A 12,566-nucleotide genomic window follows, 5' to 3' on the forward strand; every position below is an offset into this window, starting at 1 on the left:
GACCGCGTGCCGAATCGTGTCAATCGTGGGACTCTGCGCGGACATCGTCCGTGGCCGGAACTCACCCCGGGAGGGGCCGGTGACCGTCAGGCCCCGGCCCCCCTCTGAGGCCCGTCGCCCTGCCCCGTCGCCCCGCCACCGGGGATCTCCCCACCGGCGGGTTCCTTCGGTGGCGTCTGCCCCACGCGGTGCCGCGGCACCGTTCGTACGGGCGGACGGGTCAGCGTGATCTGACGGACGACCTGCTGGAAGCAGGCCAGCGCCGCCAGCCCCGGCAGAGCCGCCGCGACGGTGCCGAGGACCGTCCTGGGTGCCTGGGCGACACACAGGAGCACGGCGACACAGGAGAAGACCAGGACCACGCACCAGGAGTGCACGGCACGTCGCTGGTGGAGCGCGGCCCGCAGGACGGACAGGGAGGCCACCAGCCAGGGCCCGTACACCAGCAGGGGCCACCAGGCGCGGAGGCCTGTGGCCGCGGGGGACACGGCGACGAGGCGCAGTGGGTCGTAGGCGACCATGCCGCTCAGGAGGCTCACGGCGGAGGCGGCGACGGCCGCCATGGCTGCGACGAGGAAGCTGGTGGTGCGGAGCAGGCCCGGCGCCTTGCGGGTCCGGACCTTGCGGTGACGCCGGGGGAGGTCCCGCACGGGCGGCAGTTCCTCGGTGATGTCCTGCAGCCGCCTCATGTGGCCGTCCGGGGCGACGTCCGCAGCCCCGGCCCGCGCCTCGTCGCGAGGGGCGGGAATCCTCGGCCCCGGCTCCTCGTCCCGGACCCGTCCGTACTCTTCGCGGACCTGCCCGTATTCTCCGCGGGACTGTCCGTGCTCCCCGCGGACCTGCCCGTGCTCCCCGCGGACCTGCCCGTATTCTCCGCGGGACTGTCCGTATTCCCCGCGGACCTGCCCGTATCCTCCGCGGGTCTGCCCCTGCTCTCCGTGGCCCTGCCGGTGTTCCCCGAGGGCCTCCTCGAGGATGAACGCCAGTTCCTCGGCCGGGTCCCAGGTCGGGTCCGGCGGCGTGAGGGGTGTCACGAAATCCCGTGTCGGGGCCCGGTGCCGCCCGGTGCCGCCCTCGATTCCCTTGTCGTACATATGCAGGCCCGACTATTCCGCGAGCGCGAAAGCGGGCCGTTCCGTCGCACTGCTCCACCGTCGGGCGAGATCGCTCTGCAGCACGCTCATGGCGTCGAGGAAGTCGCGCAGCACCGGCTCGGTCACCTGCAACGTGACCGGGCAACCGCCTTTAGTCAGTGTGCCGTTGACTGTGGCCGACGAGTGCGCCGGAGCGGGGATGTAGATGTAGGGGCCGAGCGTTACCGCCCACCCGTCTTTCCTGGTCGCCTCGGTCATGTACCGACTAACCGTCGGCCTACTTCACCGGATGCGCGGCAAACGAGTGAAGGATTTCCCCGTTGAGCATCTTTTCCATGTGCCATTAGGGCTCTCCATATCTCTGTATGAAAAGCAGCAAACAGTCATTTCCCCTGCTGCGGGATCGCGGTCGCCGCATGACAAAGGCCCCGCCGCTCCTGAGCGACGGGGCCTGTGCCCACATGGGATGAGTGGAGATGGCGGGAATCGAACCCGCGTCCAACGGTGCGGAACCAGGGCTTCTCCGTGTGCAGTCGGCTGTGCTTTTCTCGGCCCCGGAGATCACGCCGACAAGTCTCCGACGGGCCCAGTCACTGTGTGGTTTCCCTCTTCACCCCGTGACCGGGATCGAGGTTTAGTTCCCTAGATGATGCCAGGATCCGGGTCGGGAACACCCCCGGGCTGACACTCCCTTTAAGTAGGGGAGCCGCTGCTCGCTACCTGAAGATCAGGCAGCGAGGGCGAGCTCGCCCTGGGAGACAGATCGCTTGGAATTGGCGATTATTTTTCTCGGCCTGTGGTTTACGAGATCATGGCCGCTTCCTCGACACGCTTCCCCTGCTTCGACAGCCGCTGTCGAAACCGATCATCCCCATGTTGATTTTTCAACCTGCCCCGCGAGGGGGCCCGCACCCGCTGTGAGGTGCAGGTGCCATCGTACGTGACCAACGCCCGACCATGCCACCGTATTCCCCCGAGCCGGGACCTTACGCCCTACGCCCGGGCCTTCCGGCGGACGGCCGAGATCGCCCGCTCGGTCTCGCGCCGGTCCTGCTTCTCGCGGAGCGCCTGGCGCTTGTCGTACTCCTTCTTGCCCTTCGCCAGCGCGATCTCGACCTTGGCGCGGCCGTCCTTGAAGTACAGCGCGAGGGGCACGATGGTGTGGCCCGTCTCCTGGGACTTGGCCTCCAGCTTGTCGATCTCGGCGCGGTGCAGGAGCAGCTTCCGCTTGCGCCGGGCGCTGTGGTTGGTCCAGGTGCCCTGGCTGTACTCGGGCACGTGCACGTTGTGCAGCCACGCCTCGTGCCCGTCCATCTGCACGAAGCCGTCGGCCAGCGACGCTCGTCCCTGGCGCAGTGACTTCACCTCGGTCCCGGTGAGGACCAGGCCGGCCTCGTAGGTGTCGACGATGAGGTAGTCGTGCCGCGCCTTCTTGTTCTGCGCGATCAGCTTGCGCCCTTTTTCCTTAGCCATAGTGCCGCCCATTTTCGCACTACGGAGGGGGCCTGCGGGAAGTCGATTACGAAGGGGCCGCGAGACCGCGCAGCACCGTCTCGGCTCGCCGGAGGGCGCCTTCGTCTGCCTCCAGGTCGGGCGTGATGCCCCGGCCGTCGACCCCGCGGCCCGAAGGGGTGCGGTAGTGCCCGACGGTCAGCTCCGCGACGGAGCCGTCGGGCAGCCGGCTCGGCATCTGGACCGAGCCCTTGCCGAAGGTCCGCGAACCCACGACGAGGGCCCGTCCCCTGTCCTGGACGGCGCCGGTGAGGAGTTCGGCCGCGCTCATCGTGCCGCCGTCGACCAGGGCGACCAGGGGTCTCGTCGTGTCGCCGCCGGACTCGGCGTGCAGGGCACGCTGCTCGCCGTCGACGTCGTACGTGGCGACCAGGCCGCCGTCGAGGAAGGCGGAGGCGGCGGTGACGGCCTCGGTGACCAGGCCGCCGGAGTTGCCGCGCAGGTCGAGGACGACGCCGGCACCGGGCGGGGCCTGCCGGACGGCCTCGCGGACCTGGTCGCCGGAGCCCTTGGTGAAGGTGTCGACCCGGATGAGGGTGACGGAGCCGGGCAGCTCCCGCACGGTGACCGAGTCCGCGGACAGCTGGGCACGGCGCAGGGTCTCGGTCCACGCACGCGTACCGCGTTCCAGGCCGAGGCGGACGGTGGTGCCGGCCGGTGCGTCGGTGGCGTCCCCGCGCAGTAACGAGACGACCTCGGTGACGGGCCGGCCGTCGGTCTTCCGGCCGTCGACGCTGCGCAGCAGGTCCCCGGGCCGGATCCCGGCGGTGGCGGCGGGCGAGCCGGCGCGCACCTTCGTCACCTCGATACGGCCGTCACGTGCGCTGCGCGCCCACAGTCCGACGCCGGTGTACTGGCCGTCGAGGGCCTGCTCGAACTCCTCGTACTCGCCCTCGGAGTAGACGGCCCCCCAGCGGTCGCCGCTGCGGCTGACGGCACGCTTCGCGGCCTCCATGGGGGACTTGCCGTCGGCCATGGCCTCCTCGGCCGCCCTCGCGACGTCCGCGTGGTGCCCGGCAGGGACGGTCGAACGGGCCTCGTCCGGCGCGGACTTGCGGTCGGCCGGCGGGAAGGCCCCGGTGGCCGCGCCGGCGACGAGCACGCTCGTGAACAGCAAGGTCAGGGCGGCCCCTCGGCGGATGCGGTGGGGCTGACAGAACGGGTCACGGCCTGACATGCCGGTGAGTCTAGGACAGACCGAAGGGCCGTACGGTCGCTTGTCCGTACGGCCCTTGTTGGGATGCGTCACACCTTCAAGTACTTGCGCAGCGCGAAGAACGCGGCCAACGCGGGCATCAGCAGACTCGTCGCGAGGATGAGCGGCAGATACTTCAGCACCGCGTCCCATCCGATGAAGTTGATCAAGCTCAGCTTCTGCGACAGGGCGAGTCCGTGGTCGATGATGAAGTATCTGGCGGTCACCAGGAAGGCGCACGCGAGGGTGCCGCCGATGAGCCCGGCGACCGCGGCCTCCATGATGAACGGCGCCTGGATGTAGAAGCCCGAGGCGCCGACCAGGCGCATGATGCCGGTCTCACGCCGCCGGCTGAACGCCGAGACGCGCACGGTGTTGACGATCAGCATCAGCGCGACGACGAGCATGAGCGCCATCACCGCCCGCGCGGCCCAGTTCATACCGTTGAGCAGCTCGAACAGATTGTCCAGGATGCCCTTTTGGTCCTGAACGGACTGCACGCCGTCCCGGCCGTCGAAGGCGGTCGCGATGACCTGGTACTTCTGCGGGTCCTTCAGTTTGATGCGGTACGACTCCTGCATCTGGTCCGGCGTGAGGGAGCTGGCCAGCGGGGAGTCGCCGAACTGCTCCTTGTAGTGCTTGTACGCCTGGTCCTGCGACTCGTACGTGACCGTCTGGACGACGCCCATCTTGTCGAGGTCGGCCTTGATCTGCTGCTTCTGGTCGTCCGTGACGGCGCCCTTGGCGCAGTTCGGGTCCGACTCGGCGTCGCTCTTGTTGCAGAGGAAGATGGAGACGTTGACCTTGTCGTACCAGTAGCCCTTCATGGTGCTGACCTGGTCGCTCATCAGGAGCGACCCGCCGAACAGGGCGAGCGACAGGGCGACGGAGACGATGACGGCGAAGGTCATCGTCAGGTTGCGGCGGAGACCGACGCCGATCTCCGACAGGACGAACTGGGCGCGCATGGCGGCTGGTTATGCCTTTCCGTGGATCTCGGGGTGCGGTCTCAGTGCTGGTAGCCGTAGACACCGCGGGCCTGGTCGCGCACGAGGCGGCCCTTCTCCAGTTCGATGACGCGCTTGCGCATCTGGTCCACGATGTTCTGGTCGTGTGTGGCCATCACCACGGTCGTGCCCGTCCGGTTGATGCGGTCGAGCAGCTTCATGATGCCGACGGAGGTCTGCGGGTCGAGGTTGCCGGTGGGCTCGTCCGCGATGAGCAGCTTGGGCCGGTTGACGAACGCCCGCGCGATGGCGACGCGCTGCTGCTCACCACCGGACAGCTCGCCGGGCATCCGGTCCTCCTTGCCGCCGAGCCCGACGAGGTCGAGCACCTGCGGCACGGACTTGCGGATCTCACCGCGCGACTTGCCGATGACCTCCTGCGCGAAGGCGACGTTCTCACCGACCGTCTTGTTCGGCAGCAGGCGGAAGTCCTGGAAGACCGTCCCCAGCTGGCGCCGCATCTGCGGCACCTTCCAGTTGGAGAGGCGTGCGAGGTCCTTGCCCAGGACGTGCACCTGACCGTGACTGCACCGCTCCTCGCGGAGGATCAGCCGCAGGAAGGTGGACTTTCCGGAGCCGGAGGACCCCACGAGGAAGACGAACTCGCCCTTCTCGACCTCCAGGGAGACATCCCTGAGGGCGGGGCGGGTCTGCTTGGGGTAGACCTTGGAGACATTGTCGAATCGGATCACGGATGCACCACGGGTCGCCGGGGGTAGATGAGCGTGACCATACGCGAACCGGGTACGTGACCGCAGTCACCAGTGGCGGTTGCACCTCGGATGTGCTGTTTTGTACGCCCTGGGGGCGGGGCTGTGCCGACACGCGGCTCCGCCGTGCGGGCGTGACCAGCCCCCATACCGCCCCGCCGGCCGCGAGACAACCACAACCACCCCTTTGGCAGCGGCCGCGCAGCCTCCCGCGGAACCTGGCACAGTGGGGAGGGGAACATTCCCCCACCCACGGACGTTGAACACGTGGAACCGGCGCGAGGAGGGCGAGCGCATGACGTACGACCGGCTGGTGTGCGCGAACTGCGCGGCCCCCGTGAGCGAGGGCCGCTGCCCCGTGTGCCGCGCGAACCGCGAGCGGCTGCAGCAGGAGAACTTCCTCGCGAACCTGAGTCCGCTGGCGCTGATCGCCCTGCTGACGGTGCTGGTCGCGGCCGTCGCGCTGCTGGCCCACCAGGCGGCGTGACAGGCCCTCGCCCCGAAGGCACGGCCGAGGGCCCGGAGCGTGACGCTCCGGGCCCTCGGTGTTGCGCTGTACCCGCGGTCCGTACGGACGCGGCTGCCGTCAGGCGGCGGCTCCGCCGCGGCCGCCCATGAGGCGCGGCAGGACGCGGAAGCCGACACCGCCGGCGATCATGGTGGCGGCGCCGATCACCAGGAAGGCGATCTCCGTGGCACCCGTCTCGGCGAGCTCCTCGCCGCTCCCGGCGGCCTGGGCCTGCGGGGCCGGGGTGGCGCCCGAGCCGGTGTCGGTGAGGGCGGAGGAACCCTCCTGCTGCGGGGAGGTTCCGCCGTCGGGGTCGGTGACGTTGCCACCGCCGGTGCCGCCGCCGGTGCCGTTGCCACCGCCGTTGCCGTTGCCGCCGCCGTTTCCGTTACCGCCGCCGTTGCCGCCGCCGTTGCCGTTACCGCCGCCGTTGCCGTTGCCCGGATTGCTCGGCTGGGCCGTCGGGTCCTCGGTCGGCTCGGTGGGCTCGTCCGTCGGCTCGGTCGGCTCGTCGGTCGGCTCCTCGGTCGACGGCGGGTCCGTCGGGAGGTCCGTCGGCGGGTCGGTCGGGATGTCGGTCGGAACCGGCGGGGTGGTCGGCGGTTCCGGGTTCGGGACCGGCGACTCCTTGGCGCACAGGAGGCCGAGCAGGCAGTCGTCGGCCTCGGTGGCCGATGCGGCGCCAGCGGCGGTCAGCGAGGCACCGGCAGCGATCACGGCCCCGGCCGCTATCCGTGCGACACGGATCCGCGTCTTCTTCGTCATGTGGTTGCTACCCCCAGTAGCTCATCGTCATTAGGCAGCGCTCGGGGCTGTGCTCGACGGGGGGCAGCTGAGATGAAAAGGCCCCCGGTTCACATGCGCCCCAGAGACACGCATGCCGCGCTTTACCCTTCCCATTTTTCAAAGACACGTCAAGGGCGTTTGCGGGCGCCATGTCCAACTACGGGGCCAATGCCGGGAGTCTGAGCCTGTGAGTGTGATGTAAAACCCAGACACGCGGACACGAAAAAGGCAACTGCCGCACTGACGTGGGCAGTTGCCTTGTCGATAAATTACTTCTCCTGCTGCTTGCGCCAGCGAATTCCGGCCTCGAGGAACCCGTCGATCTCGCCGTTGAACACGGACTCCGGGTTGCCGACCTCGAACTCGGTGCGCAGGTCCTTGACCATCTGGTACGGGTGCAGCACGTAGGAACGCATCTGGTTGCCCCAGGAGTTGCCGCCGTCGCCCTTGAGGGCGTCCATCTTGGCCTGCTCCTCCTGGCGGCGCCGCTCCAGCAGCTTGGCCTGGAGGACGTTCATGGCGGTGGCCTTGTTCTGGATCTGGGACCGCTCGTTCTGACAGGAGACGACGATGCCCGTGGGGATGTGGGTGATCCGCACCGCGGAGTCGGTGGTGTTCACGCCCTGGCCGCCGGGGCCCGAAGACCGGTAGACGTCGATCCGCAGGTCGCTCTCGTCGATCTCGACGTGGTCGGACTGCTCGACGACGGGAAGGACCTCCACGCCCGCGAAGGACGTCTGGCGGCGGCCCTGGTTGTCGAAGGGCGAGATGCGCACGAGGCGGTGGGTGCCCTGCTCGACGGAGAGCGTGCCGTACGCGTAGGGCGCCTGGACGGCGAAGGTGGTCGACTTGATGCCGGCCTCTTCCGCGTACGAGGTCTCGTAGATCTCGGTCTTGTAGCCGCGCTGCTCGGCCCAGCGCAGGTACATGCGCTGGAGCTTCTCGGCGAAGTCGGCGGCGTCGACGCCACCGGCCTCGGCGCGGATGTTCACCAGGGCCTCACGGGAGTCGTACTCGCCGGAGAGGAGGGTGCGGACCTCCATCTCGTCCAGGGCCTTCCTCACCGCGGCGAGCTCGGACTCGGCCTCGGCGCGGGTGTCCGGGTCGTCCTCCTCCTCAGCCATCTCGAAGAGGACGGCGAGGTCGTCGATACGACCGCGCAGGGCCTCGGCCTTGCGCACCTCGGCCTGGAGGTGGGACAGCTTGCTGGTGATCTTCTGCGCCTCATCGGGGTTGTCCCACAGGGACGGCGCGGCCGCCTGCTCCTCGAGCACGGCGATGTCTGCCCTCAGCTTCTCGAGGTCCAGAACGGCCTCGATCGACTCCATGGTCGAGGAGAGGGACTTGAGCTCTTCGGATACATCGACGACTGCCACGCCCTCCAGCGTAACGGCTCCGCCCGGCGGCCATCGCCGGGCGGCCGGAACCCCGAGGATCAGGGGGACTGCGGGGCCGAGTTCTTCGTGTCCTGGGGTGGCGCGCTCGAGTCGTCGCCCGACGTGGACAGCCAGGCCCCGACGCCTATCGCGGCCGCCACGGCGACCGCGCCCGCTCCCAGGGCGAGGCGGCGACGCCGGGCGGCGGCGCGGTTGCGGGCCGATCCCGGCCGGGGGGTGCCCGACGCGCGCGGGGCCCGGGCCGTGCCGTGTGCGCCCCCGGCCAGCTCATCGGGCGCGGGCACGCGCATGGAGGTATGGGTGTCCCGGTTGGAGTCGGCCGGTTTCGCGCCCGGCACCAGCGGGACCGCGCCCCGCCGCCGGACCCGCTCACCGGCCGGTTCCGGCCCGGCGGGGCGCTCCTCCCGGTCGGCCTCCTCGACGGACTCGGTGTCCGGCTCGTCCACCTCCAGCGGCGCCATGCCCGCCAGCATCGGCAGCAGCTCCCGCAGCCGCGACCCGAGCTCCGAGGCCCGAAGCCGCGAGGCCGGGGCCTTGGCGAGGCACTGGATGATCAGCTGCCACAGCTCGTCCGGGATGCCGGGCAGCGGGACGACGGTCTCCGTGACGTGCCGGCGCAGGACCGCGCCCGGGTGGCCGCCGCCGAACGGGGTGAAGCCCGCCAGCAGCTCGTACAGGACCGTGGCGAGCGCGTAGATGTCGACCGACGCGCGTGGGGGCAGCCCCTCGACGATCTCCGGGGCGAGGTAGTCCGGCGTGCCGATGATCTTCGTGGCCTTGGTCCGGCGCGGGGTGTCGATGAGCTTCGCCACACCGAAGTCGGTGAGCAGCGCGCGGTGGGAGCCGCCGGGGCCGAGCGGGCCCTGCATGTCCAGGAGGACGTTCTCCGGCTTGACGTCCCGGTGCACGACGCCCATGGCGTGCGCGGCCGCCAGCCCGTCGGCGATGTCGGCCGCGATGGCGACGGCGGCCTCGGGCGCGAGGCGCCGGTCCCGGTCCAGCCGGGTCCGCAGGTCCGTGCCCCGGACGAGGTCCATGACCAGGGCCAGGTCGTTGCCGTCCACGACCAGGTCGCGCACGGACACGACGTGCGGGTGCTCCAGACCGAGCAGTGCCGTCCGCTCCTGGACGAAGCGGCCGACGAGTTCCTGGTCGGACGCGAGGTCCTCACGCAACAGCTTGATGGCGACGGGGCCTTCCGGACCCTCGCCCAGCCACACCGTGCCGGCACTGCCCCGCCCCAGGATCTGGTGGGCGGTGTACCGGCTGCCGATCTTCCGTGCCAAGGCTGCTCCTACCGACGCGTGTTGTCGCTAAAACTACGCGTCCGAAGAGCCAACCTTCACCGCCGAGGCGGAAATCACCCGCCAGGTGTCGACAAATCACCAACCCTGTAGGCGGGTTCCGGTCAGCTCGGACCCTGAGCGGGCACCCCCTAGGCGCCCCCGCTGCCGCCCAGCTTCTCGAACCAGCCGGTCACGGTGCCGAACCAGTCGGTGAGCTGGTCCCAGTAGCCCTTGCCGGTGCCGATCCACTCCTGGAGCGGGCTCAGTTCCCAGATCAGCCAGCCGGCGACGAAGAGGATGACGATCGTGAAGAGGCAGCCCTTCAAGCAGCCGAGCCCGGGGATCCGCATCGGGTTGGCGCTGCGCTGCCGCGGCTGCCGGGGCTCGCGCTGGGGCCGCTGCGGCTGCTGGGGCTGGGGCGGCGGCGCGGGCGGTGCGTAGCGCTGCGGCGGCTGGGGCCGCTGGGGCTGCGGGGCGTACTGCTGGGCCTGCTGCGGATGGCCGTAGCCGGGCCCGGGCGGGGGCGCCTGGCGGCGCGGGGGCTGCTGCGGCCGGGCGACCTGCCGCTGGGGGCGGCGGCGCAGCGGGTCCTCGTTCGGGTCGAGGTACTGGACCTGCGTCTGCTCGTTGCGGTCGCGGGCGGCGCGCAGCTGGTTCTGCCAGGGGTGCGGGTCCTCGGGCCCGCCCTGGCTCTGCTGGCCGGGGTGGCCGGGCGAGCCCGGCGGGACCGGCGGCATGACGGCGGTCGGGTCGGCCGCGCCCCGGTTCGGCAGCACGGCGGTGGGGTCGGCGGCGCCGGGGCCGGCGGTGTGCGGCAGGACGCTGGTCGCGCCGTTCGGGTCGTACGAGCCGGCGCCCTGCGGGAGGACCTGGGTCGGGTCGGCCGCGCCGGACACGTCCGGCACGGGTGCCGGCGCCGGGTCGGGCACCAGGAGCGCTCCGACTCCCTCGGCGGCGGCGATCTGCGCCGAGTTCGCGTGCACCCCGATGCCCTCCGCGACGACGCGCAGGCCACGGGCGAGGTTCACGGCGCTGGGCCGCTCGTCGGGGTTCTTGCGCAGACAGCGCTCGATCACCGTCCACAGCGGGTCGGGGACCGTGGAGGGGCGGCGCGGCTCGGCGCTCAGGTGCTGGTGCAGCACCTCGAGGGCGGACGAGCCGGCGAACGGCGGACGACCGGTGACCAGCTCGTACAGCAGGATCCCGGCGCCGTAGATGTCGACGGCGGAGGTCTGCGGGTGACCCTCGGCGGACTCGGGGGCGACGTACGCGGGCGTGCCGACGAACTCCTGGGTGCGGGTCAGCCCCGGGGAGTCCGCGAGGCGGGCGATGCCGAAGTCGGTCAGCAGCGGGTGCATCTGCCCGTTGTACTGCTGGAGCAGCACGTTGGCCGGTTTGAGGTCGCGGTGGACCACGCCGTCGGCGTGGCTGGCGGCGAGCGCGTCGGCGATCTGGGCGGTGAGCAGCGCCGCCGCGACGGGCGTGAAGGGCCCGTTCTCGCGGAGGTAGCGGTGCAGGTCGGGGCCCTCGACGAGGTCCATGACCAGCGCCAGCAGCTCGCCCTCGACCACCAGGTCGCGGACCCGGACGATGTTGGGGTGGGTGAGCCGGAGCAGCACGGAGCGCTCCCGGAGGAACCGCATGACGATGTCCGCGTCGCTGGCCAGCTCCTCCTTGAGGACCTTGATCGCGACGGTTTCGCCGGGCTGCCCCGGCACGGCCGCCTCGGCGCCCGCGGTCTCGCGCTGGCGGGCTCGCCAGACGGTGCCCGTGGCGCCGCGTCCGAGCGGCTCCTCGAGCAGGTACTTGCTGCCTACCGGCCGCACGTCATGCGCTCCCTGGTGCTTGCCTTGCCTGCTGGCCTGTCCGACCCACTGTAGTGCCGCGCGCCCAGGACCGGAGTGTCGTCATTCTGTGGGTCTTACGTATCCGCTCCCGCGTCTGTTCGAAGAAAAGACGCTCACCTCGGTCTCGTGGTTGCCGGGAGTAGACGTGACCGATCTCAAGTGATCGCGAGTGAGGCATTTCTCAGGCACTTTTGCGGGCAGAGCCGACCAATCAAGATCACTTGTTCCTGTGCGAGGGGCGCGCTGTCAGTGGCAGGTGCGAGGATGCGTGCAGTACTGGCCGACGTGCTGGGGCGGGGTGGGGGACTCCGCGCCTGAGCAGAAGGGACCGCTGACGGCGATGCAGATCCGGCTGACCGTCGTAGACCCACAGGGCCCGTCGGTGCCGGGGCGGGATCGCGCCCCGCGCAGCGACGTGCTGGTCACGGCGCCCGCCGGCACGGCGCTCGCGGCGGTCGCCTCCGCGCTCGCCCAGGTGGTCCAGGGCGGCGACGGCTCGGGCTCGCCCGTGCTGTACGCCGGGGAACAGCGACTGGACACCCAGCGGTGCACGCTCGGCGAGCCCCCGCTGACCGACGGTGCCGTGCTGTCCGTGGGCGCGCCGGGCGAGCCGGAGCCGCATCCGGAGCTGGCGGACGCCCCGGCCCAGCTGCAGGTGGTGGCGGGCCCCGACGCGGGCGGCGTCCACCTCCTGCACGGCGGCGAGATCCGCATCGGGCGCTCGGCCGACGCCGACGTGCCGCTGGACGACCCGGACGTCTCCCGGTTGCACTGCGCGGTGACGGTGGGCGCGGACGGCCGTGTGTCGGTCGCCGACCTGGACTCCACGAACGGCACGACGCTGGACGGCGCGCGGGTGGGCACCCGCCAGGTCCGCTTCGCCCCCGGGGCGCTGCTGCGGATCGGCGAATCGGCCCTGCGGCTGGCTCCCGCCGGGGGGCCGGGGGGCCGGGTGGACACGACGCCGGACGGGGAGGGGCACGTGCGCGTGCCGGGCCCCGTCGGCGGTGCGGGCACGGACGCGCCCGTGCCGGGCCCGGCCCACGCCGGCCCTTCGGGGCAGGCCCGGCACACGTACGGCTCGGCGGCCTGGGGCACGCCGGGCACCGCGGGGCGCGGGTCCGGTGACTCGGCCGTGGTGCCGGGGCAGGGCGGGGCGCCCCGGGTCGAGAGCAGGAGGGTGAGCGCGGCCGCGCAGGCCGCGCGGGCGGCCGGCGCCCGTCC

12 protein-coding genes and 1 other RNA gene are annotated in these 12,566 nt (G+C 71.2%); 2 read left to right on the plus strand and 11 right to left on the minus strand.

Annotation, left to right across the window (positions count from 1 at the left end):
* Positions 1-86: 86 nt before the first annotated feature.
* The 7 genes from IE212_RS32345 to ftsE all read right to left on the minus strand — a co-directional run bounded on the left by IE212_RS32345 (position 87) and on the right by ftsE (position 5,500).
* The gene (locus IE212_RS32345; RefSeq protein ID WP_229864675.1) at positions 87-1,094 is read right to left on the minus strand and encodes a hypothetical protein; all 1,008 of its coding nucleotides are present in this window, start codon (positions 1,092-1,094) and stop codon (positions 87-89) included.
* Positions 1,095-1,106: 12 nt separating this feature from the next.
* On the minus strand, positions 1,107-1,352 hold the full coding sequence (locus tag IE212_RS32350; protein WP_190201547.1) for a hypothetical protein: 246 nt from the start codon (positions 1,350-1,352) through the stop codon (positions 1,107-1,109).
* A 210-nt stretch (positions 1,353-1,562) separates the two neighbouring features.
* Positions 1,563-1,967: a transfer-messenger RNA gene (gene ssrA, locus IE212_RS32355) on the minus strand.
* Positions 1,968-2,087: 120 nt separating this feature from the next.
* Positions 2,088-2,567, minus strand: coding sequence for an SsrA-binding protein SmpB (gene smpB / locus IE212_RS32360; protein ID WP_190201548.1), 480 nt, complete (start codon positions 2,565-2,567; stop codon positions 2,088-2,090).
* A 46-nt stretch (positions 2,568-2,613) separates the two neighbouring features.
* Positions 2,614-3,783, minus strand: coding sequence for a S41 family peptidase (locus IE212_RS32365; protein ID WP_190201549.1), 1,170 nt, complete (start codon positions 3,781-3,783; stop codon positions 2,614-2,616).
* Positions 3,784-3,851: 68 nt separating this feature from the next.
* The gene (gene ftsX, locus IE212_RS32370) at positions 3,852-4,769 is read right to left on the minus strand and encodes a permease-like cell division protein FtsX (RefSeq protein WP_190201550.1); all 918 of its coding nucleotides are present in this window, start codon (positions 4,767-4,769) and stop codon (positions 3,852-3,854) included.
* A 41-nt stretch (positions 4,770-4,810) separates the two neighbouring features.
* Positions 4,811-5,500 (minus strand): cell division ATP-binding protein FtsE, encoded by a 690-nt coding sequence (ftsE, locus tag IE212_RS32375; RefSeq protein ID WP_003990615.1) that lies wholly within the window; start codon positions 5,498-5,500, stop codon positions 4,811-4,813.
* 313 nt (positions 5,501-5,813) lie between these two features.
* Between ftsE and IE212_RS32380 the strand changes: the two genes are divergently transcribed.
* Positions 5,814-6,005 (plus strand): hypothetical protein, encoded by a 192-nt coding sequence (locus IE212_RS32380; protein ID WP_190201558.1) that lies wholly within the window; start codon positions 5,814-5,816, stop codon positions 6,003-6,005.
* Between the two features lie 99 nt (positions 6,006-6,104).
* Here the strand turns inward: IE212_RS32380 and IE212_RS32385 are convergent, their stop codons facing one another.
* The 4 genes from IE212_RS32385 to IE212_RS32400 form a co-directional block, all read right to left on the minus strand.
* Complete coding sequence (locus IE212_RS32385) at positions 6,105-6,791, minus strand: hypothetical protein (protein ID WP_190201551.1); 687 nt, start codon at positions 6,789-6,791, stop codon at positions 6,105-6,107.
* Positions 6,792-7,081: 290 nt separating this feature from the next.
* Positions 7,082-8,188, minus strand: coding sequence for a peptide chain release factor 2 (gene prfB / locus IE212_RS32390; protein ID WP_190201552.1), 1,107 nt, complete (start codon positions 8,186-8,188; stop codon positions 7,082-7,084).
* Between the two features lie 59 nt (positions 8,189-8,247).
* A complete protein-coding gene (locus IE212_RS32395; RefSeq protein ID WP_190201553.1) occupies positions 8,248-9,495 on the minus strand; it encodes a serine/threonine-protein kinase in 1,248 nt (415 codons plus the stop codon).
* 149 nt (positions 9,496-9,644) lie between these two features.
* Positions 9,645-11,321: a serine/threonine-protein kinase gene (locus IE212_RS32400; RefSeq protein ID WP_190201554.1), complete on the minus strand. Its 1,677-nt coding sequence runs from the start codon at positions 11,319-11,321 to the stop codon at positions 9,645-9,647.
* A gap of 361 nt (positions 11,322-11,682) precedes the next feature.
* Between IE212_RS32400 and IE212_RS32405 the strand changes: the two genes are divergently transcribed.
* Positions 11,683-12,566, plus strand: an 884-nt coding sequence (locus IE212_RS32405) for an FHA domain-containing protein (protein WP_190201559.1), incomplete at its 3' end; no start/stop codon positions are given.

Origin of the sequence: Streptomyces djakartensis (genome assembly GCF_014651075.1) — a bacterium.
GTDB lineage: Bacteria > Actinomycetota > Actinomycetes > Streptomycetales > Streptomycetaceae > Streptomyces > Streptomyces djakartensis.

Bases quoted from the DNA above. Each gene is read 5' to 3' on its own strand.
- IE212_RS32365 (WP_190201549.1), bottom strand. From the start codon at position 3,783: ATGTCAGGCCGTGACCCGTTCTGTCAGCCCCACCGCATCCGCCGAGGG.
- IE212_RS32350 (WP_190201547.1), bottom strand. From the start codon at position 1,352: ATGACCGAGGCGACCAGGAAAGACGGGTGGGCGGTAACGCTCGGCCCC.
- IE212_RS32380 (WP_190201558.1), top strand. From the start codon at position 5,814: ATGACGTACGACCGGCTGGTGTGCGCGAACTGCGCGGCCCCCGTGAGC.
- IE212_RS32385 (WP_190201551.1), bottom strand. From the start codon at position 6,791: ATGACGAAGAAGACGCGGATCCGTGTCGCACGGATAGCGGCCGGGGCC.
- ftsX (WP_190201550.1), bottom strand. From the start codon at position 4,769: ATGCGCGCCCAGTTCGTCCTGTCGGAGATCGGCGTCGGTCTCCGCCGC.
- IE212_RS32345 (WP_229864675.1), bottom strand. From the start codon at position 1,094: ATGTACGACAAGGGAATCGAGGGCGGCACCGGGCGGCACCGGGCCCCG.
- smpB (WP_190201548.1), bottom strand. From the start codon at position 2,567: ATGGCTAAGGAAAAAGGGCGCAAGCTGATCGCGCAGAACAAGAAGGCG.